Annotated in this window: 20 protein-coding genes and 1 tRNA gene; 14 read left to right on the forward strand and 7 right to left on the reverse strand. The window is 36.8% G+C overall.

Annotation, left to right across the window (positions count from 1 at the left end):
• Positions 1-58: 58 nt before the first annotated feature.
• The 5 genes from IV57_RS05935 to IV57_RS05955 form a co-directional block, all read right to left on the reverse strand.
• A complete protein-coding gene (locus IV57_RS05935; RefSeq protein ID WP_057880585.1) occupies positions 59-874 on the reverse strand; it encodes an HAD family hydrolase in 816 nt (271 codons plus the stop codon).
• Positions 875-891: 17 nt separating this feature from the next.
• Positions 892-1,539, reverse strand: a complete 648-nt coding sequence (locus IV57_RS05940; RefSeq protein ID WP_057880586.1) for a DNA-3-methyladenine glycosylase family protein — start codon at positions 1,537-1,539, stop codon at positions 892-894.
• Positions 1,540-1,728: 189 nt separating this feature from the next.
• On the reverse strand, positions 1,729-2,316 hold the full coding sequence (locus tag IV57_RS05945) for an ATP-dependent Clp protease proteolytic subunit (RefSeq protein WP_057880587.1): 588 nt from the start codon (positions 2,314-2,316) through the stop codon (positions 1,729-1,731).
• Between the two features lie 101 nt (positions 2,317-2,417).
• Positions 2,418-3,539 (reverse strand): acyltransferase family protein, encoded by a 1,122-nt coding sequence (locus IV57_RS05950; protein ID WP_057880588.1) that lies wholly within the window; start codon positions 3,537-3,539, stop codon positions 2,418-2,420.
• Between the two features lie 19 nt (positions 3,540-3,558).
• Positions 3,559-3,915, reverse strand: a complete 357-nt coding sequence (locus tag IV57_RS05955) for a winged helix-turn-helix transcriptional regulator (RefSeq protein ID WP_057880589.1) — start codon at positions 3,913-3,915, stop codon at positions 3,559-3,561.
• A 107-nt stretch (positions 3,916-4,022) separates the two neighbouring features.
• Here IV57_RS05955 and IV57_RS05960 point away from each other — a divergent pair, with 107 nt between their 5' ends.
• Positions 4,023-4,523: a lactoylglutathione lyase family protein gene (locus IV57_RS05960; protein ID WP_057880590.1), complete on the forward strand. Its 501-nt coding sequence runs from the start codon at positions 4,023-4,025 to the stop codon at positions 4,521-4,523.
• A 213-nt stretch (positions 4,524-4,736) separates the two neighbouring features.
• Here the strand turns inward: IV57_RS05960 and IV57_RS05965 are convergent, their stop codons facing one another.
• Entirely contained in the window at positions 4,737-5,288 is a 552-nt protein-coding gene (locus IV57_RS05965; protein WP_057880591.1) for a TetR/AcrR family transcriptional regulator, read from the reverse strand.
• A gap of 171 nt (positions 5,289-5,459) precedes the next feature.
• Between IV57_RS05965 and IV57_RS05970 the strand changes: the two genes are divergently transcribed.
• Positions 5,460-7,214, forward strand: coding sequence for a CocE/NonD family hydrolase (locus IV57_RS05970; RefSeq protein WP_057880592.1), 1,755 nt, complete (start codon positions 5,460-5,462; stop codon positions 7,212-7,214).
• Positions 7,215-7,344: 130 nt separating this feature from the next.
• Here IV57_RS05970 and IV57_RS05975 read toward each other — a convergent pair.
• Positions 7,345-7,416, reverse strand: a tRNA-Arg gene (locus IV57_RS05975).
• Positions 7,417-7,639: 223 nt separating this feature from the next.
• Between IV57_RS05975 and IV57_RS05980 the strand changes: the two genes are divergently transcribed.
• The 12 genes from IV57_RS05980 to IV57_RS06035 form a co-directional block, all read left to right on the forward strand.
• The gene (locus IV57_RS05980; RefSeq protein WP_057880593.1) at positions 7,640-8,686 is read left to right on the forward strand and encodes a sugar-binding transcriptional regulator; all 1,047 of its coding nucleotides are present in this window, start codon (positions 7,640-7,642) and stop codon (positions 8,684-8,686) included.
• 34 nt (positions 8,687-8,720) lie between these two features.
• The gene (gene gap / locus IV57_RS05985) at positions 8,721-9,749 is read left to right on the forward strand and encodes a type I glyceraldehyde-3-phosphate dehydrogenase (RefSeq protein ID WP_057880594.1); all 1,029 of its coding nucleotides are present in this window, start codon (positions 8,721-8,723) and stop codon (positions 9,747-9,749) included.
• Positions 9,750-9,858: 109 nt separating this feature from the next.
• Positions 9,859-11,073, forward strand: a complete 1,215-nt coding sequence (locus IV57_RS05990; protein WP_057880595.1) for a phosphoglycerate kinase — start codon at positions 9,859-9,861, stop codon at positions 11,071-11,073.
• Positions 11,074-11,102: 29 nt separating this feature from the next.
• On the forward strand, positions 11,103-11,855 hold the full coding sequence (tpiA, locus tag IV57_RS05995; RefSeq protein WP_057880596.1) for a triose-phosphate isomerase: 753 nt from the start codon (positions 11,103-11,105) through the stop codon (positions 11,853-11,855).
• A gap of 82 nt (positions 11,856-11,937) precedes the next feature.
• Complete coding sequence (eno, locus tag IV57_RS06000) at positions 11,938-13,239, forward strand: phosphopyruvate hydratase (RefSeq protein WP_057880597.1); 1,302 nt, start codon at positions 11,938-11,940, stop codon at positions 13,237-13,239.
• A 98-nt stretch (positions 13,240-13,337) separates the two neighbouring features.
• Complete coding sequence (locus tag IV57_RS06005; protein ID WP_057880598.1) at positions 13,338-14,396, forward strand: oxidoreductase; 1,059 nt, start codon at positions 13,338-13,340, stop codon at positions 14,394-14,396.
• An 8-nt stretch (positions 14,397-14,404) separates the two neighbouring features.
• On the forward strand, positions 14,405-15,946 hold the full coding sequence (locus IV57_RS06010; protein ID WP_057880599.1) for a ClC family H(+)/Cl(-) exchange transporter: 1,542 nt from the start codon (positions 14,405-14,407) through the stop codon (positions 15,944-15,946).
• Positions 15,947-16,022: 76 nt separating this feature from the next.
• Positions 16,023-16,262 carry a preprotein translocase subunit SecG gene (gene secG / locus IV57_RS06015; RefSeq protein ID WP_057880600.1) on the forward strand — a complete coding sequence of 80 codons (240 nt, stop codon included), beginning with the start codon at positions 16,023-16,025 and terminating at the stop codon, positions 16,260-16,262.
• Between the two features lie 52 nt (positions 16,263-16,314).
• Complete coding sequence (locus IV57_RS06020) at positions 16,315-17,052, forward strand: alpha/beta hydrolase (protein WP_057880601.1); 738 nt, start codon at positions 16,315-16,317, stop codon at positions 17,050-17,052.
• An 8-nt stretch (positions 17,053-17,060) separates the two neighbouring features.
• On the forward strand, positions 17,061-19,388 hold the full coding sequence (rnr, locus tag IV57_RS06025; protein WP_057880602.1) for a ribonuclease R: 2,328 nt from the start codon (positions 17,061-17,063) through the stop codon (positions 19,386-19,388).
• A 6-nt stretch (positions 19,389-19,394) separates the two neighbouring features.
• Entirely contained in the window at positions 19,395-19,862 is a 468-nt protein-coding gene (gene smpB / locus IV57_RS06030; RefSeq protein ID WP_057880603.1) for an SsrA-binding protein SmpB, read from the forward strand.
• Between the two features lie 75 nt (positions 19,863-19,937).
• On the forward strand, positions 19,938-21,022 hold a 1,085-nt coding region (locus IV57_RS06035; protein WP_057880604.1), incomplete at its 3' end, for a hypothetical protein.

Here is a 21,022-nt window from a genome sequence, read left to right on the forward strand (position 1 = left end):
AACCTAATATTTTCTAGCCGTCTAGTTGAATGCTTAATATACAGCGCTTTCAGATGATTTAAGCCAAGGGATGTTTTTGGAAATACCGTTCTAGAAACTTGGCCAAGCCGTCATTAATATTGGTATCAGTTTCATAATTGGCAATTTTTTTAACTTCTGGCAGTGCATTACCCATTGCAACGGATAATTCGGCTTCTTGCATCATTCCAGTGTCGTTGAGGCCATCACCAAAGACAAATGTATGACTAGGGTCGACATGTTGTTCAAGTTGTAACTGTTTGACAGCAGTCCCCTTATCAGTATTTAAAGGAATCATTTCTAAGTTATCAGGGCTAGATGAGGAGATGCGAAGTAATTTACTGGCCAGTAACTTTTCGCGAGTAGCAACTAATTCAGACAGGTTACCACGACTCAAAATAACACCATTAGTGATTTGATCTTCAATTTTAATTAATTCAGCCAAATTTTCAATTTCCTTGTAACCAAATGATTCGTCGAAGTTACCAGCATTTCGAGCAATGAAATCAGGAATCTTTTTTGTGAAGTAGGCCTTTTCAGGTGTGAAGAGCATCATTGGTAATTCAGCTTCTTGGGTAACTTTATAAGCTAATTCAACCGCGGCGTTACCAAGTTTAGTGACTTCACGTCCATTAACGCCGTCAAAGACAGCTCCATTTGAGGTTACGAGTCCAACATCGTGGTTCAACATATTTTTTGCAACCATAGCTAATTCATACATTCTACCGGTAGCAATATAAAATTTGATATCTTTTTTTTGAAGTTTTTCAATTGTATCCTTTGTGTGCTGTGAGATATTTTGATGGTTGAGCATTAAGGTCCCATCGACATCCATAAAAACAAGGTATTTTGGCATATATATTCTCCTATAAATTATTTGAAAAGATGAAATGGTTCTTTGGTTAAACCAGTATTCAGAGCCTCATACATATAGCGAGCGGCAATTGAGGTATAAGGCGACCATTTTAGACATTTCTTTTGAACTGTTTTGGCAGTATAATCGTCAGTTTTATAGACCCAACCGTAGCTTTGTAAAAATGCCAGATCTTCAAAGGGAAGAACATTGGGGCGGTCGAGTGAAAATAAAAGATACATTTTAGCCGACCAATTGCCAATTCCCTTGACGGTAGTAAGGCTGTTAATAACATCATTATCGGACATTTCTCGATATTTATCAAAATCAATCGTACCAGATTTAACCGCCTGATTGAGGTTTCTAATATAGGAAACCTTGGAACGTGATAAGCCTAGCTCATGAATTTCTACATCGGTTAATTGATCGATCTCTGCGAGGGTTATCTTACCATGACAAGTGTCGGTTAAACGGTTAGTAAGGACATCAGCCACTTTATTAGATAACATTTGCCCAATTATTTGACTGACCAAAAAAGCATAACCGTCTTCAGCTAGGTAGTAATCAAGGGGACCGATCATTTGAATGACTTTAGCGAGATGTTTATCTTTTTGACATAGATATTTTATTTCGGGTGAGTACTTGTCTAAATGTTTCATTTCTTTCATATTGATTACTCCCATAACTAGTATATTATAAGCCCTTATAAACATCAGCTGATGGATACAATGTTAAGAGTGGGGATGTATTAACTGATTCTAGGTTCTTTCTGAAGTTGGTTAGAGTGTAAATCAATTGGCAGTTTCTATTTTTAGGCATAAAAAAAAGCCAGAACCAAGTTCTGACTAATTTAAAGCTTACTTATCAGCTTTGTTTGTCATGATTTGATCGATCAAACCATAATCTTTAGCTTCTTGGGCTGTCATGTAGTTATCACGATCAGTATCCTTTTGAAGTTTTTCGAAACTTTGACCAGAATTATCAGCTAAGATTTGATTTAATCTCTTTCTTGTCTTCAAAATTTCTGTGGCAACAATTTCGATCTCAGATTGTTGACCTTGAGCACCACCAGAAGGTTGGTGAATAAGGACAGTTGAATTAGGAAGAGCAAAACGTTTGCCCTTAGTACCTGATGACAATAGAACACTACCCATTGATGCAGCTAAACCAGTAGCAATTGTTTGGACGTCAGATTTCACGAAATTCATAGTATCCATGATAGCTAATCCGTCGGTAACAGAACCACCGGGTGAGTTGATATACATGGAAATGTCTTTATCTGAATCTTGTGCATCAAGGAATAGTAATTCAGCAACGACAATATTTGCCATTTGGCTGTTAACTTCACCTGATACCATAATAATTCTATCTTTTAATAATCTTGAGTAAATATCGTAGGCACGTTCGCCACGAGAACTTTGTTCAATAACTGTAGGAACTAACATTAAAATGCCTCCTGTTTTTAATTAGCACTCTTAATAGCACAGTGCTAATTTAGCATAATATCATTATCGGGTCAACAAACAAAGCTCAAAAATAAAAATATTTATTCAATTGGTAGTCGAAACCCGATTTTGTTAATAATAGATTTTGTTTTTACCCATAAAACATGAAAGATATAGGCGGAAGTAAATGATAATCCCCAAGTTAATAAATAGCAACTAATAATAGCTAATAAGGGATTGGCAGTGGATAACGTAGATCCAAATAATTTCCAAATGATCTGAAGCCAAAAAACGTTTGATAAATATGCACGGTAGGCATAAATGGCCAGGAAGTGAAAAAATGGTAGTGTTTGGGAATGTTTTCGTAACTGATAAATTGCAAGCGCTGCAATTAAGGAAATAATTATTAAGGAATATAAGGTCATTGAGAATTTGTAATAAGGTGCATTGGTCAACTTAATTGGATAGCCAAAATTAAAAAGTTCTTTATTGGTCCAATAAAAGCTGATACAAAATAATATTAATGAAATTGGCAAAGTCTTTTGTATTAAGGCTTCAAATTTATCACGAGACATCCAGGCCAAAACACCGAAGATTCCATAAATTACGAAACTGAAGAAAAATCGATCTAATAGGTACCAATTTTGTTGATGGGGGCCATGAAAAACTTGCATATCATAAAATTTTATCCAAATAGCAAATACAATAATAGTTACCATTATTGTAAATATTGTATGTCCAATATTATTTTTTACCCAATGAGCCAGTGACCAAAAGAATGGCATCAAGAGGATAAACTGTAGCATCATTGTGTTATACCACAGATGAGGAGCGGCGTTACCATTGATGAACTGCCAAATAAATGAACCGAAGCTATTAAAATGATTAACCTGTTGAACATTAGGGAAAATCATTAGATAGGTCAGTGTCCACCAAATAGTGGGAACAAAGAGCGCTGACCAATGTTTACGGAAAAATTTATCATAGTTAGACCAGTGATTTTGATTTGTGGTTCTAGTAGTAGTGTATAAAATTCCAAAAATAAAGGCTGGAGCAGTGAATTTAACAAAATTATAAAGGATACCAATAATGATTTGGGTATTATGGTCTGGATCAGTAGTTAAAACAAGACTCAGCACAGACTGCATCATCACAGCCGTACAAGCGAAAACTTTCATATAATCTCCGATATCGGTCGAATCGGAATTGTCTTTGTGATTCATTATTAAAGATCACTTCTTTCTATTTGAATAAGCTGACATCAACGACACCGTAGTCGTTAGCCTGATTCATATGATCGATGTGGATCTCACCCCAATGACAGAGACTCAACAAAATTTTTCTGAGAGATTCGCCATAGTCGGTAAAAGAATATTCTACATGCAATGGCTTTTCATTGATAACTGTTCGTTTTAATATGTCATCATTGATCAGTTGTTTGAGTTGCTCTGTTAAGACTTTTTGTGATATGTGTGGAATTTTACGTAACAGTTCTCCATTACGATTGATACCGATGCCAATGTAACAGAGAATCAGTGGTTTCCATTTTCCGGAAATGACATCAAGGGATGCCTCAATACCGATATTGTATTCTTTCATTTTTATCTCCTAGATGTTTAAGGTACTTACTTGAAAGTGCGTACTTTTTTTTATTTTTCTTCTATATATACTTGTCTACATCATATAACAGACAGGAGAAATAAATAATGACAAAGAATAATTATCCCAGAAGCTTTTCTCACATTGGACTTTCCGTACCTGACATTCAAAAGGCAGTCGATTTTTACTCAGAGGTAATGGGTTGGTACACGATTATGGAGCCATCAACAGTTAATGAGGATGACAGTGCTATTGGTGTGATGTCTCAAGCGGTATTTGGAGAAGGCTGGCAATCATATAAAATTGCTCATATGGCAACCAGCGATGGTATTGGAATTGAGATGTTTGAATTTAAGCAAAATAAACAACCAGATGATAACTTTAAGTATTGGGAAACTGGAATTTTTCATTATGGGGTGCAAGATCCTGATATTGAAGGGCTAGTTAAAAAAATCTTGGCTAATGGTGGCAAACAACGGATGCCGATCAAAGAATATTATCCAGGTAAGAAACCTTATAAGATGGTTTATATGGAAGACCCGTTCGGTAATTTGGTAGAAATTTACACTCATTCCTATGAATTAACTTATTCAAATGGTGGATATTAAAAAGCAGATAATCTTTGGATGGAAGATTTTTGCCCATCAGAATTTATGATATCGACTAAAGTTTGAATATTTTAAAAGTAGTTTAGATTAGTAAAAATAAGAAATGACTGCCAAGCGAAATCCAAAAGTATACTAACCACGCAGTTAGTTTATGTTCTAACCAAGTTTGAGTAATAATTGACTTAAAATTTGTAAGATCATTTTACTTTTCATTTACTTGAAAGTCGTACTGATACTGTTGAAGGTTTCAATGATTTCAGCTTGATCTGGAGTTTTTCCGGTTTCAACAACATATTCGATCACACCTAGGATAATTGCTGGAAAGATAGTCTCCTCTAATGGTAATGGTTGACGTCCTAATAAGGTCGGAAGATATCTTCGAAAACGTTTTTTTAATTCTTTTTCAAGTGTCTGGTCATTGACTTCAATGGTGAATAAGGCAGCTACCTTTTGACGATTGGCCGTCCAGAAAGAATCTGTTCGAGGAAAAAGTTGAGCAATGCGTGCTGACAATCCTAAATTATCTAGGTTAGTTGTAACATAATGACGATAAAGCTCATCATATTCATCCACTAAATTATCAATCATGATCTCTGTCAGTTGATATTTATCTTGATAGTGATAATAAAAAGTTTGGCGATTAATTAAGGCTTCTTCAGCAATGTCACCAATGGTGATGTGATTAAATCCTTTTTGATTGACCAAGGTAATAAAGGCATTCTGAATTGCACGTTCAGTTCTGAGGTTTTGTAAGTTTTTAGTCAAAAGTAAATCTCTTTTCTTTAAACAATATTGGACAAACTGTCGTATGAAATGACAATATAATAATATTGATAAATAATCAAACAATTACTAAATTTATGACTATGTTGAATATGATAGGGAGTCGATATACTAGGTCCTGTTAAGAAATAAACAGTCGAGGAGACGAAAATTATGACAGACCTAAATAAATTAAAAGTATTTAAACCAACCTACAAATATATTGATGATGGCAAGGAACATGGGATTAATAGTGAATTTAATCCCGGACGTAAGATATTATCTAAAGGTTATCAAATTAATCCTAAATTTAAAGCCTTAGAATGTGATGTGATTTTAGAAAAAGATGTCCCAGTTAAATTACGTGATGGAGTAACTATTTATACTGATATCTATCGACCAGTTACTGATGAAAAGGTTCCAGTAATTATGGCTTGGAGTCCTTACGGAAAAAGTGCCGGTTCAGCACCAAGATATGAAAATATTTTTGGGATTATTGGTTTGAAGGATAGTATTGTTTCAGGATTAGAAAAATTTGAAGGTCCTGATCCTGCTTACTGGTGCAACCATGGTTACGCTATTTGTAATCCAGATGCTCGTGGGATAGCTCATTCTGAAGGTGATGTTTCAATGATTGGAACTCAAGAAGGTCGTGATGGATACGATTTGATCGAATGGTTAGCTGATCAGACCTGGAGTAATGGTAAAATTGCTATGAGTGGAACTTCATATTTGGCTTTTTCACAATGGTTTATCGCCGCAGAACAGCCACCACATTTGGCCGCTATTAATCCTACTGAGGGATTGAGTGATGGTTATCGAGATATTGCCATGCGCGGAGGAATCCCTGACTTTGATTTTGTTCAACGTTTGCAAGTTAATCACGTTAATCCATCTGATAATTTACGCGAGGATGTTACAGAAGAGATTAAAGAATATCCTTTGGCTAATAATCCAGTTTGGGATGATAAGATTGTCAAATTTGATCAGATCAAAACACCAGCCTATGTAGTGGCTAGCTACTCCAATACGCTACATACTAATGGAACTTTCAGAGCTTGGCGTAAGATGTCTTCTAGTAAGAAGTGGTTAAGAATTCACAATGGTCAAGAATGGCCTGATTATTATGATGAAATGAATACTGAAGACCGTCGCAAGTTTTTTGATTACTATTTAAAAGGGATTCAAAATGGTTGGGAACAGACTCCAATAGTTCGTTATTCGATGTTAGATATGGAGGGTGGCGACAAGACTGAATTAGCAGCAACTCAATTTCCACCAATTAATATTGAATACCAAAAATTACATCTTGGCAGTACGAATAGAGATCTTTTGGATGTTCCTAGTAAAGAAGAATCTGACGTAACGTACACACCGGAGTTTGGACCAGGAAAGGCCTCATTTATTAAGACATTTGCTCAAAAAACAGAAATAGTCGGTTATCCGAAGGTTCATTTAAACGTCGAGGCTAAAGAATCTGACGATATGGAGTTATTTGTCAATGTTCAAAAACTGGATCAAAATGGTAATCAACTATCTGAATTTATTGTTCCAAATCACAGTGCCATGATGTATGATTTTACTGATAATGGAGGGACAGTGATGAAATATAAAGGTCCAGATGGACGTTTAAAAGTTTCGGCTCGGCATTTGGCAGCGGGGTCTACCGATATAATTCCTGTTCACAGTTTTGATCGAGTTGAAAAAATAGAATCAAACGAAATTGTGGCAGTAGACATTATTCTGATGCCAATGGGAATGGTTTTCTATCCAGGAGAACAATTACGCTTAGTGATTAGTGCTAAGAATGAATCTGGTTCAATTGTTCCTTGGTCAATTGCCTATCAGCCAGATAATAAGGGCCCACAGGTGATTCATGTTGGTGGTAGTTATGATTCATATCTTCAATTACCAATCAAATTTGGATAAATAATAAAAAGCAGATAATCTTTGGATGTAAAACCCGAAGTATTATCTGCTTTTTTAGTAATAATATTCTGATAAAATCACAAATGCTGATTTACCAATATATAGAAGTGATACATTGTGAAACAATTAATGCGCCATATGGGAGTCGAACCCATATTTCAGGAACCGGAATCCTACGTGCGATCCATTACACTAACAGCGCCTTATAGTCTTATTCTATCGCATACGCATACTAAAAGTAAATCATGAATAAATTATTATTAATTCTGGTTTTTATAGACATATCCCTTGATATTTTCACAAGAGAGTTTATACTAATAACTGTGCTTAAGAGATGACCAAGAATCATCCGGGCTTTTATTTTTTGAGTACATGGGTCGTAAACAGACATACAGGGACAATAGTTGCCCCACGGAGTATATCAAATGACTAATAATGAAGATTTAGAATTGCTGGATTTAGTTGCCCCAGACTTCATTAAGACTCTGGAAAAGCGATTTAAAATACTTCAGAGTATCTCATTAATGGAACCGGTCGGACGCAGAGTGTTGGCTGATGATTTGAATATTACGGAACGTGGGTTGAGGACTGAAACTGATTTATTGAAGAAACAAGGATTACTTCTTTCTTCAAAATCGGGAATGTCTTTAACTAGAACTGGTAGTGATGTAGTAGTAAGATTAACTGAGGTCTTGGCTGATTATCAAGGAACAGCTCTTTTAGAGAAACAATTGAGCGACAAGCTTGGAATTAGTCGTTGTATCGTTTTACCTGGTAATGCCGATCGGCAATATCGAGTGATCGATTCTTTCGGCCGCAGGCTCAATCAGCTTTTAGGATCAATATTGCCAACTGGTCAATCGATGATTTCGGTAACTGGTGGTAGTACCTTAGCACGAGTTGCAAGAAATCTTTCACCAGATTTATCGAAGAACCGTCAGTTGGTATTCTTACCAGCTCGTGGTGGGGTAGGTGAATCGGTAACGATTCAAGCAAATAGTGTCTGCGCAGAGATGGCTTTGAGAACTCAAGGCCAGTATCGCGCTTTGTATCTTCCAGAAGATATAAGTGAAAAAAGTTTCGAATCTTTACAAAAAGAGTCTTCAATTAAATCAGTTCTTGATTTAATATATAGAAGTAGTGTTGTAATTCACAGCATTGGAACAGCAAGTATTATGGCTGAACGTCGAAACCTTTCCGCTGAGGAACAAAGTCTTGTCGATAATGGCAATGCAGTTTCTGAAGCATTTGGTGATTTCTTCGATCAAAGTGGTAAACTTGTATATAAGGTACCTAGGATTGGACTTCATGTCCGGGACCTTGATAAGATAGAACATGTGATTGCGATTGCTGGTGGTCAAAGTAAGGCTAAGGCGATTCAATCATATATGAAAAATGCACCACATCATACAGTGTTGATCACTGATGAAGGTGCCTCAAAACTGATTTTAAGGGATAACCCTTTAAAATAATATTTTTTCGATTTCCTGAAGGAGGAATTTTTGTATGACTACAAAAGTTGGTATTAATGGATTTGGCCGTATCGGTCGTTTGGCATTCCGCCGTATTGCTGCTCTTCAAGCAGCTGGCAAAACAGATTTGGAAGTTGTTGCAATTAACGATTTAACTTCACCTGCTATGCTTGCTCACTTATTGAAGTATGATACTGCTCATGGTAACTTTGAAATTGACAAGGTAGTTGCTGAAGATGCTGCTATCGTTGTTGATGGCAAGACTATCCCTGTATATGCTGAAATGAACGCTGCAGACCTTAAATGGGTTGCTAACGACGGTGTTGATATCGTTCTTGAATGTACTGGTTTCTACACATCAACAGAAAAAGCACAAGCTCACTTGGATGCTGGTGCAAAACGTGTATTGATCTCAGCTCCATCAGGTGACATGCCTACAGTTGTTTACGGTGTTAACGACGACGTTCTTACAAATGACGTTAAAATCGCTTCAGCTGGTTCATGTACAACAAACTGTCTTGCACCTCTAGCAAATGCTGAAAACAAAGAATTCGGTATTAAAGCCGGTACAATGACAACTATCCATGCTTACACAGCTACACAAAAGTTACAAGATGGCCCAGAACGTAAAGGTAATGTTCGTGCTGCACGTGCTGCTGCTGCAAACATCATCCCTCATTCAACTGGTGCTGCTAAGGCTCTTGGTATGGTTGTTCCTGAACTTAAAGGTAAACTTGACGGACATGCACAACGTGTTCCAGTTATCACAGGTTCAGTTACAGAATTAGTTGCTACACTTGACAAAGAAGTTACTGTTGACCAAGTAAACGCTGCTATCAAGAAGTATACTGACAACAACCCTTCATTCGGTTACAATGATGACGAAATCGTATCATCAGATGTTATCGGTACATCATTTGGTTCAGTATTTGACCCAACACAAACACAAATCGTTGGTACAGGCGACGCTCAAGTTGTAAAGACTGTTGCTTGGTATGATAACGAATCAGGATTTACTGCACAAATGGTTCGTACACTTGAAAAGTTTGCTACATTAGACTAATTCATTAATCTAAATAAGTAATCAAAAAAACCTAATTTAGTGTTTTAAATTGGCGGAGGGAGGATAACTCCTTCCACCTTTTTTTTTAGAAAATATTGGAGGATTTACAATGGACAAGCTTATTGTTTCTGATGTAGACGTAAAAGGCAAAAAAGTCTTAATGCGTGTAGATTTTAATGTTCCTATTAAAGATGGTGTTGTCGGCGATACTAACCGTATCGTTGGTGCTATCCCAACAATCAAATATGTTTCAGAAAATGGTGGAAAGGTTATCTTGCTATCTCACTTGGGTCGTATTAAGAGTGATGAAGACAAGAAAGCTTTGTCATTGAAGCCAGTTGCTGCTAAACTTCAAGAATTAAGCGGTATGCCAGTTAAGTTCGTACCAACTAACGAAGGTAAAGAACTTGAAGATGCTGTTAACGAACTTAAAGACGGTGAAATCCTATTGATGGAAAACACTCGTTTCCAAGATATCGATAACGACTTCGGCAAACGTGAAAGCAAGAACGATCCTAAACTTGGCGAATATTGGGCATCACTTGGTGACGTATTTATCAACGATGCTTTCGGTACAGCCCACAGAAGCCATGCTTCAAACGTTGGTATTTCAACAGCTATGAAGGCTGCTGGCAAACCCGTTGCTGCTGGTTTCTTAATGGAAAAGGAAATCAAGTTCTTAGGTAACGCTGTTGACAATCCTGTACACCCATTCGTAACAATTCTTGGTGGTGCAAAGGTTTCAGATAAGATCGGTGTTATTGAAAACTTAATTCCAAAATCAGATCACATCCTAATCGGTGGTGGTATGGCATACACATTCTTAGCTGCTCAAGGCCACAAGATTGGTAAGTCACTATTCGAAGCTGACAAAGTTGAACTAGCTAAAGACCTCCTTCAAAAAGCTGGCGACAAACTTGTTCTTCCTGTAGACCACATTGTTGCTACAGAATTCTCAAATGATGCAGAAGCAATTACAACTGATGGTGTTGATATTCCTGATGACGCAATGGCTCTTGATATCGGACCTAAGACAGTTAAATTGTTCCAAAGCAAATTAGCTGGTGCTAAGACTGTTGTTTGGAATGGACCAATGGGTGCATTCGAAATGAGCAAGTTTGCTGAAGGTACACTTGAAATCGGTCGTGCTATGGGTGACTTGACAGATGCTATTACAATTGTTGGTGGTGGTGATTCAACTGCTGCTGCTAAGAGTCTTGGTATTGCTGACAAGCTTACACATATCTCAACTGGTGGTGGTGCATCACTAGAATACCTTGAAGGTAAAACATTACCTGGTATCGACTCAATTTCAAATAAATAATTATTTTTCATTAGAGGAGAATTAATTTTATGCGTACACCTATTATTGCGGGTAACTGGAAGATGAACAAAAATCCTAAGGAAACTCAAGAATTTTTAGACGGAATCAAAGGCAAGTTGCCAGAATCTGGCGTTGAAGCTATTATCGGTGCTCCAGCTATTGATCTTACAACACTTGTTGCAGGAGCAGAAGGTACACCTTTAAAGACTGCTGCTGAAAACTCATACTTTGAAGATGCTGGTGCCTTTACTGGTGAAACATCTCCTAAAGCTCTTGATGAAATGGGTCTTGATTATGTAATTATCGGTCACTCAGAAAGAAGACAATACTTCGGTGAAACTGATGAAGACATCAACAAGAAAGCACATGCTATCTTGAAGAACAACATGTTACCAATCATCTGCTGTGGTGAAACTCTAGAACAACGTGAAGCCGGAAAAGCTGAATCATGGGTAACTGGTCAAATCGAAAATGCTGTTAAGGGCATTTCTGCTGCTGATTTAGCTAAATCAGTTATCGCTTACGAACCAATCTGGGCTATCGGTACTGGTAAAACAGCTACTTCAGATCAAGCACAAGAAATGGTTCACGTAATCCGTGAAAAGATTGCTAGCTTGTACGATGCCGATACTGCTGATAAAGTACGTATTCTTTACGGTGGTTCAGTTAAACCTGCTAACGTTAAAGAATTAATGGCTAAAGAAGATATCGATGGTGGACTTGTTGGTGGAGCATCAATGGATCCAGAATCATTCTTAGCATTAGCTAACTTTAATAAATAATAACTTCTATTAAGTTATTTATTTTAAGCATCAAAAAGGTTAAAATTAGGTTGTATTAAATCATAAAGGAGATTTTTAAAATATGTCTGTAATTACTGATATTTTAGGCCGTGAAGTTCTTGATTCACGTGGTAACCCAACTGTTGAAGTTGAACTATATACTGAACTAGGTGGCTTTGGCCGCGCACTTGTTCCATCAGGTGCTTCAACTGGTGAACACGAAGCTGTTGAATTGCGTGATGGCGACAAATCACGTTTTGGTGGTAAAGGTGTTCTTAAAGCCGTTGCTAACGTAAACGACAAAATTGCTAAAAAGGTTATCGGCATGGACGTTACTGACCAACGTGCCCTTGATCAAGCTATGATCGACCTTGACGGTACTCCAAACAAAGGTACTCTTGGTGCTAATGCTATTCTTGGTGTATCACTTGCTGCTGCACGTGCTGCTGCTGACGAATTAGGTCTTCCATTGTACGAATACCTTGGTGGTCCTAATGCTCATGTATTGCCAACACCTATGATGAACGTTATCAATGGTGGTAAGCATGCTGATAACAACGTTGACTTCCAAGAATTCATGATTATGCCCGTTGGTGCAAAATCAATGCGTGAAGCCGTTCGTATGGGTTCAGAAACATTCCAATCACTTAAAAAAGTTCTTGAAAGCCGTGGCTTGAACACAGCTGTTGGTGATGAAGGTGGTTTCGCTCCTGACCTTGAAAACAACGAAGCTCCATTCAAGATCCTTGTTGAAGCAATTGAAAAAGCAGGTTACAAACCTGGTGAAGATGTTGCTATTGGATTTGACTGTGCATCATCAGAATTCTACAACAAAGACACTCACAAGTACGAACTAAAGGGTGAAGGCGAAAATGGTGCTGTTCTTTCAACAGACGAATTTATCAGCTTGCTTGATGGTATCGTAGACAAGTACCCAGTTGTTACAATCGAAGATCCTATCGATGAAAACGAATGGGAAGACTGGAAGAAAGCTACAGATATTCTTGGTAAGAAAGTACAAATTGTTGGTGATGACTTGTTCGTTACAAACACTGACTACTTGAAGAAGGGTATTGAAATGGGAGTTTCAAACTCAATCCTTATCAAACTTAACCAAATCGGTACACTTACAGAAACATTTGAAGCTATCGAAATGGCTAAAGAAGCTGGATTCACAGCCGTTGTTTCTCACCGTTCTGGTGAAACAGAAGATACAACTATTGCTGATCTTGTTGTTGCTACAAATGCAGGACAAATCAAGACTGGTTCAATGAGTCGTACAGACCGTATTGCTAAGTACAACCAATTGATGAGAATTGAAGATCAACTTGGCGACCAAGCAGAATACAAGGGTGGCAACTGTTTCTACAACTTGAAGAAATAGTTACGACTTGTAATTAATTAAAACAGCCCTCGGGCTGTTTTTTTTATGCATTTTTTTGTACAATAGAGATGTATTGTAAATAGTTGGAGGAAAACTAAATGACATTAAAAATTGCTTTTATCGGATTTGGTAAATCAGCTAACCGTTATCATTTACCATATTTAAATATCAGAAAAAATTTTCAAGTAAAAACTATCTATACACGTAAAGGACCTAATGAAGAATTGGCTAAACCTTATCGGGAAAAAGGTGTTCAATTTACCAATGATCTTAATGATATTTTGAATGATCCCGAAATTAATTTAGTTACGATTTGTACTCCAGCACAAACGCACTATGATTTGGCTAAACAAGTAATTGAAGCTCATAAATCAGTTATTGTTGAGAAACCATTTGTGGATACGTTAGACCATGCTAAAGAGTTGATCCAATTAGGTAAAGATAACGGTGTTTTAGTGATGCCTTATCAAAATCGTCGCTTTGATGGGGATTATTTAGCTGCTAAACAAGTTATCGAACAGGGCTTTTTGGGTGACATTGTTGAAGTTGAATCACACATTGATTACTATCGTCCTAATACCGTTAATGCCAAGGGTACTAAGGAACAGGGAGAATTCTATGGATTAGGGATTCATTTGTTAGATCGAATCGTCGCTTCGTTTGGACGTCCTGATCAAGTTGTTTACGATATTCGTAATACTGAAGTAAGTGATGCAGTGGATAACTACTTTGATGTAGACTTACATTATGGAACAAAAATGAAAGCTAAGATCAAAGTAAGTACTGATGTTGCCAAAGAGTATCCTCGGTTTATTATTCATGGGTTGAATGGTTCATTTATTAAGTACGGTGCCGATCAACAGGAAAATGATCTTAAGGCTGGTATTATGCCGGGGACATCAGGCTTTGGAGAAGATAGCCCAATGTATTACGGTCTGGCCAAATATCGGAATTCCAACGGTGATTGGATTGAAAAGCAGATCAAAACACCATTAGGCGATTATGGTTTGTATTATGATTCGGTTTATCAAACTTTGATCAACCAAGCACCTAGATTGGTGACTGATGAACAGATTCTGACTGATATGGAGTTACTTGAGGCTGGTTTTTATCAACCATCACCATCGATTTATGATGTTCCAAAATTAGATTTATAGGGGAAAAGATGAAGATTGCATTTTCTGATAATGAGAAATTAAGATTGACTCTGGAAGGTATTTTAGTAGGAATTCTTTCTGGGGCAGTTGTTAGTATGTTTCGTTGGTCCATTGCCCATTCACTGAAGATATTTCAGGGATTATATATAGCAGCTCGAAGTAATTTATGGCTGACCATAGCACTACTTGTATTTATGATAATTAGCGCAATAATCGTGGGCATTTTAATAAAAGGTGAACCCAATATTTCTGGCTCAGGGATTCCTCAAGTAGAAGCTCAACTTGGTGGGGAAATGAACCTTAAATGGTGGCCGATCCTTTGGCGAAAATTTGTCGGTGGTATTATGAGTATTGGTCCAGGATTATTTCTAGGACGTGAAGGACCTTCAATCCAATTGGGAGCTGCTATTGGTCAAGGTGTTGGTGATTTAACTCATGATAATATCGGTGTTAATCAACGTGTTTTGATTGCTAGTGGGGCTGCGGCAGGATTGGCAGCAGCATTCAGTGCACCAATTGCGGGGGCAATGTTTGTTTTGGAGGAAGTTTATCATAACTTTTCGCCATTAGTGTGGATAACTTCGTTGGCCAGTGCTGTCAGTGCTAATGTAATTGCTTTATATGTTTTTGGATTACAACCTGTTTTACAGGTGCCATATGAATATAGTTTGCCAATTAAATATTATTGGCATTTGATTGTTCTAGGAATTATTTTAGGTTTGATGGGTAGACTATATCAGATAGTTACGCTGTCAATGCCTGCAATTTATAACAAAACTCGTTTACCCAGATATATTCAAGGCATCATTCCTTTGATTTTGATCGTGCCACTGGGAATGATGTTTCCTAATCTTATCGGTGGTGGTAATGAAGTAATTCTTAATTTGGATAAGTATGGTTCAAGTTTGATTTTCTTGTTGGGATTATTGGCTTTGAGATTTATTTATTCAATGATATCTTATGGTTCAGGGGTACCAGGTGGAATATTTTTACCAATTCTAAATCTGGGTGCAATTATCGGTGCCATCTATGCTGTGACCATGAGTCAACTGGGATTATTGCCATTATATTTTGAAAGTAATTTGATTATTTTTGCTATGGCAGGATATTTTGCCTGTATCAGTAAAGCACCATTTACGGCTATTATTCTGGTTACGGAGATGGTTGGTTCACTGAAACATTTGATGCCATTGGCAGTTTTATCACTGGTTGCTTATATCGTTGTCGACTTATTAAATGGCGCACCAATCTACGAAGCTTTAAAGGAACGGCTTAATCTAAATTCGGCCTTTTTGAACCGGGTCAGTAAGTTTAATGACCGCTTGGAGATGCCGATTTATGAAGGTAGTTCAATCGATGGGAAATATATCCGAGATATTCCATTTCCAAAGGATATCTTGGTTGTAGCAGTTTATCGTGGTGAACGGCAATTGATACCACGTGGTGATACGCTGATCAAAGCGGGAGATCGCATTGTCTTCATGGTCAATGCAGGTCAAAGAGCAAGGGTTTCTAAGAAGTTAAAAGATATGATTAATGGAATTAACTAGAAATTTGACCACTTTTATGTTATTGTTTTAGAAGTGATTTCAGCTTTTTTTAACACCATGAACGGAGGTTTTACAGGTGTATAACATTATTGAAACTGTGTTGATAATCGTTTCTATTTTGATAATCGTTGCCGTACTAATGCAACCTACAAAGCAACAAGATGCTTTGAATGCGTTGTCCGGTGGTGGTGGCGACCTATTCAGTAACCAGAAGAAACGTGGTTTTGAAGCCTTCATGGTTAAGGTTACCTATGTATTACTAGTACTGTTTTTTGTATGCTCAATCGTATTAGTATACTTATCATCTCACAAGTAAGTTATCCTCCTGAATTTACTCAGGGGGTTTTTTGTTATAAGGAGCGGAATAGATGAAAATTTTAACACCCAAACCATTCTATTTTGATAGTGGATCGAAGGCAGTGTTACTGCTACATTCATTTTCCGGAACTTCCAATGATATGCGATTGCTCGGTCGATTCTTGGAAAGAAATAACTATTCAGCTTATGCCCCTATGTTTGCAGGACATGGAACTTCTGAACCATTGGATGTTCTAGAAAATGGTTCACCTGCTAAATGGTGGCAACAGACGGTTTCAGCCGTTGAATTTTTAAAGGAACAGCATAAAGATAAAATCTATGTTTTTGGACTATCATTAGGAGCAATTTTTGCAACCAAGGCACTCGAGGAATTACCTGAGGTGGTAGCAGGGGGCGTCTTGGGCTCACCGTTGTACGTTCATAATTTTACTGGAATTAGGTCAGCCTTTATGACTTATGCTAAAAAGGTGTATTCTATTCAACAGGACCTAACCGATGCAGAAATTGATTCCAAAATGAGATTAGTCAGTTCTAAAATAGATTCGATGTTGATTGAGATCAGTAAAACTTCCGTTGGTGTGACAGAGAATTTAGTTGAAATAAAGCGACCATATTTTATTGGTCAAGGTACGAGTGATAAATTAGTAAATCCTAAGGCTGCCCAGAGCGTAGCTAAGGACGTTAAAACATCACAGCTACATTTATATAATGCAGGGCATGTTTTAACTATCAACAAAGCTCATGAACAAGTTCAGAGCAATGTGCTAAATTTTTTAGAAAATAATTGAGGATAGAAATGCCAGATAAAGATAATAAATTAATTGCAGACATACTAGAGGTTTTTAGAAGCAATCCTGAACGTCGTTACAAGTCAGAACAAATTGAAGACGTTTTAAGAATGCATGGAGCATCAGCTTTTAAACGGGTTGTTCAAGCTCTAGCTGTCTTAGAAGGTGAAAGTAAAATTACTTTGACCAATAAAGATGAATTCAAAATGGCCTCACCTGAGACTGTTGTTGAAGGTATATTTAAAGGAAATGATAAAGGATTTGGTTTCGTTAGATATGACGAAGTTGACCCAGATGCTTTTATTGCCAGAACTAATACTTTACACGCTGTTAATGGCGATACAGTTGAAGTAAAGATTACTAAGCCTTCCAATCCTTGGATCGATAAGGGACCAGAAGGTGAAATCACCAATATTGTGGAAAGATCATTGACTAAAGTTGTTGGTGAATTCCATCCTTACAGTGATTCACAAGTTGAAAAGACTGGTAACTACGGTTACATTCAAAGTCACGAAAAGAAGATTGCCTCATATATGATCTTCATTTCAAATAAGGGTTTACATCCACAAATGGGTGATATGGTCCAAGCTTCAATCGATGAATATCCAGATGATAAACATCCTCAAAGTATGAGTGGTACAGCTCTAGAGGTCATTGGTAACAAAAACGATCCCGGTGTTGATATCATGTCAATCGTAGTTGATAACGATATTAATCCAGAATTTCCTAGTGAAGTTTTGAAGGAAGCTGAAAAGGTTCCCGATCACGTTCTAGAATCAGATCGTGTTGGTAGAAAAGATTTAACTGACAATATGGTTATCACAATTGATGGGGACGACTCAAAGGATTTTGATGACGCTGTTGGTCTTGATATGTTACCTAATGGTAACTATCATTTGGAAGTTGATATTGCTGATGTTACACATTATGTTAGAGAAGGTTCACCACTTGATGAGGAAGCCTTTGCTCGTGGAACAAGTACTTATCTTGTTGATCGAGTAATCCCAATGTTGCCATTTAGACTATCAAATGGTATCTGTTCATTGAACCCTGGGGAAGACCGTTTAGCACTTACTTGTGAGATGGAAATTGATCATGCAGGTAATGTTGTTAATCACGAAATTTACCCTAGTGTGATCCAATCTAAATATCGAATGACATATAATAATGTTAATGAGATTTTAAAAAATGATGAAGAATTAACTGAAGAATATGCTCCAGTAGTACCAATGCTTAAAGAAATGGCAGAATTGCATGAAATTCTTTTCAACAAACGTCATGAACGTGGTGCTATTGATTTTGAAGAAACAGAAGCACAAATCATTGTTGACGAAAACGGTAAGCCAATTGACATTAAATTAAGAGAACGTGGAACATCTGAAAAGATGATCGAATCATTCATGTTGGCTGCCAATGAAACAGTCGCTGAACACTACAATCTTAAGCATGTGCCATTCCTATACCGTGTCCACGAAAAACCTGATGAAGAAAAAGTTAAGAACTTCTTTGAATTTGCTGCTGCAATGGGTGTGCAAGTTAAGGGTAATTTGAAAGAAATCACTCCTAAGATGTTCCAAAATGTACTTCAAAGTGTTGTTGGTACACCAGAAGAATCAGTTGTAACTATCATGTTATTGAGAAGTTTACAACAGGCTCGTTATTCTGATGAAGCTCTAGGTCACTTTGGTCTAGCTGCTAAATACTACACTCACTTTACATCACCAATCAGACGTTATCCTGATTTAACAGTTCACCGTATGATTCACAGTTATGCTGAAAATGGCTTTACTGATGAGGAACAAACTAAATGGGCTAACAAATCGGATGATATCGCTCAACATACTTCAAGTCGTGAAAGAATTTCAATCAACGCTGAACGTGCTGTTGATGACTTGAAGAAGACTGAATATATGGCTGATCAAGTTGGAAATACTTTTGATGCTGTAGTGAGCTCTGTAACTAGTTTTGGAATGTTCATTCAATTGGATAACACCGTTGAAGGTTTGATTCATATTTCTAATATGAAAGATGACTATTATGAATATGACGAAAAGAGTATGTCAATGCATGGACGTGGCACTGGTAAGATCTTTAAGGTTGGACAACCAATCCAAGTTAAATTGATCAGAGCCGATGTTGAACACAGACAAATTGATTTTGAACGTGTCCTTACTCCTGAAGAACAAGAGCAAGCAGATAAACGTGAAGCAGAATTCAAAAAGAAGCGTTCAGCACAACATGGACGTGGACGTGGTGGTCATGGTCGCCACAACGATAATAATAAGAGCCACGGTAGCAACGACGGTAAGAAACGTGGTAAATACGAAAGCCGGTGATGAGTTATGAAGAAACATCACACAAAGGCTGCTAATGAAGTAGCCAATAATCGTAAAGCTCGTCATGATTACAATATTTTAGATACGTATGAAGCAGGTGTTTCTTTAACAGGAACTGAGATCAAATCCGTTCGTGCTAGCAAAATTAATATCAAAGATGGATTCGTTCAGGCTAGAAATGGTGAACTTTGGTTGGAGAATGTCAATATTAGTATTTACAATCAAGGAAACATTTTTAATCATGATCCATTACGTAATCGAAAATTACTTTTGCATAAAAAAGAAATCCGTAAAATTACGGCAAGTGTTCAAGAAAAGGGTGTCACAGTGGTACCTTTGAAAGTTTACTTGAAACATGGTTTTGCTAAAGTATTGATTGGCATAGCTGAAGGTAAGAAACAATACGATAAGCGTGAAACAATTAAAAAACGTGATCAAGAAAGAGAAATTCAACGTGCCTTGAAGGTACGTTAATCTCTCAATTGATTGCTTTTTTTTTGTTTAGACTATAAGATATACCGTAAATGTCCTAGTTTATAGGAGAATAAAATGAGTCAGAGTGTTAAAGGTAAATGGTCAAAAATTTATTTTGGCGGTGTTTTTCTTTATTTTTTTATTATCAGATTTTTAGTGATCCCATCAGGGGATGATTTTTTTTGGGCCGGAGCACAGGGAGATTATCTTCTCAGACATGCTTTCTATGGACCACAAGCAATTTATGGTGGTAGTAGTAATGGACGTTATATCGGTAATTTTTTGGAGATCGTGACGATGCACCATTTATTGTTAGCAATGTTAATGTATGGAATTTTTTGGAGTCTCTTGATATGGTGCTTGTGGTCTTTGACAGGTAAAACGAGATTTTCTCTAGTATTGAGTAGCTTATTTGTGTTCACCTTTCAAGTGGGATATTTAAGTACAGTCTTGTCTTGGAATGCGGGCTTTATCAACTATGTACCACCGATTGCTTTGATCTTATTATATTTGGTTTGGGTTCAACGGGACTGGAATAATAAACTGAATTATAACAAATGGTTTTTAATAGTAGCAGCCGGTTTAATTAGTTTAGTTGGTGGATTGTTTGTGGAACATCTAACGCTATATCAAATATTTATCGGCTTAATAGTAATGACTTTCGGAAAATTTGTTTTGAATAAGAAAATCAAATTATTCGAACTTAGTTATTTATCAGGAGCAGTTGTTGCGGCGGGAATAATGTTTACTCATCGAGCTTATTATGAACATTCGACCTATCGTAATACTAATTTGGATATTCATGCCTTAGCTAATAATTTTTTGGATGTCACGCATTTTTGGTCTAATACTTTAAATCTTATAGTCAATATAGTGATTTGTTTGACAGTTATTATGTTGAGCTCTAAGTTGATTCAAAATAATTGGCGTAAAATTTTCACCCAGGTGCTTGCAGGATTTTTTATAATATATTTTTTGATAATCAATTTGTGGTTGCGTGGTAAAGTTTATAATCAGTATTTTATTTATCGACAACTGGCTGATGCTCCAATTACAAGATTAGATGGTATGATGACAATTGTTTTTTTGTTGTTTCTAATTTATGCAACAATAACCTTTTTTAATATAAAGGCGAATTTTATAATCAAGTTAGCCACTTT

The sequence above is a fragment of the Companilactobacillus kimchiensis genome (genome assembly GCF_001438805.1).
GTDB lineage: Bacteria > Bacillota > Bacilli > Lactobacillales > Lactobacillaceae > Companilactobacillus > Companilactobacillus kimchiensis.

Coding starts and splice junctions, on each gene's coding strand:
- IV57_RS05935 (WP_057880585.1), bottom strand. CDS start 874: ATGCCAAAATACCTTGTTTTTATGGATGTCGATGGGACCTTAATGCTC.
- IV57_RS05940 (WP_057880586.1), bottom strand. CDS start 1,539: ATGAAAGAAATGAAACATTTAGACAAGTACTCACCCGAAATAAAATAT.
- IV57_RS05945 (WP_057880587.1), bottom strand. CDS start 2,316: ATGTTAGTTCCTACAGTTATTGAACAAAGTTCTCGTGGCGAACGTGCC.
- IV57_RS05950 (WP_057880588.1), bottom strand. CDS start 3,539: ATGAATCACAAAGACAATTCCGATTCGACCGATATCGGAGATTATATG.
- IV57_RS05955 (WP_057880589.1), bottom strand. CDS start 3,915: ATGAAAGAATACAATATCGGTATTGAGGCATCCCTTGATGTCATTTCC.
- IV57_RS05960 (WP_057880590.1), top strand. CDS start 4,023: ATGACAAAGAATAATTATCCCAGAAGCTTTTCTCACATTGGACTTTCC.
- IV57_RS05970 (WP_057880592.1), top strand. CDS start 5,460: ATGACAGACCTAAATAAATTAAAAGTATTTAAACCAACCTACAAATAT.
- IV57_RS05980 (WP_057880593.1), top strand. CDS start 7,640: ATGACTAATAATGAAGATTTAGAATTGCTGGATTTAGTTGCCCCAGAC.
- gap (WP_057880594.1), top strand. CDS start 8,721: ATGACTACAAAAGTTGGTATTAATGGATTTGGCCGTATCGGTCGTTTG.
- IV57_RS05990 (WP_057880595.1), top strand. CDS start 9,859: ATGGACAAGCTTATTGTTTCTGATGTAGACGTAAAAGGCAAAAAAGTC.
- tpiA (WP_057880596.1), top strand. CDS start 11,103: ATGCGTACACCTATTATTGCGGGTAACTGGAAGATGAACAAAAATCCT.
- eno (WP_057880597.1), top strand. CDS start 11,938: ATGTCTGTAATTACTGATATTTTAGGCCGTGAAGTTCTTGATTCACGT.
- IV57_RS06005 (WP_057880598.1), top strand. CDS start 13,338: ATGACATTAAAAATTGCTTTTATCGGATTTGGTAAATCAGCTAACCGT.
- IV57_RS06010 (WP_057880599.1), top strand. CDS start 14,405: ATGAAGATTGCATTTTCTGATAATGAGAAATTAAGATTGACTCTGGAA.
- IV57_RS06020 (WP_057880601.1), top strand. CDS start 16,315: ATGAAAATTTTAACACCCAAACCATTCTATTTTGATAGTGGATCGAAG.
- rnr (WP_057880602.1), top strand. CDS start 17,061: ATGCCAGATAAAGATAATAAATTAATTGCAGACATACTAGAGGTTTTT.
- smpB (WP_057880603.1), top strand. CDS start 19,395: ATGAAGAAACATCACACAAAGGCTGCTAATGAAGTAGCCAATAATCGT.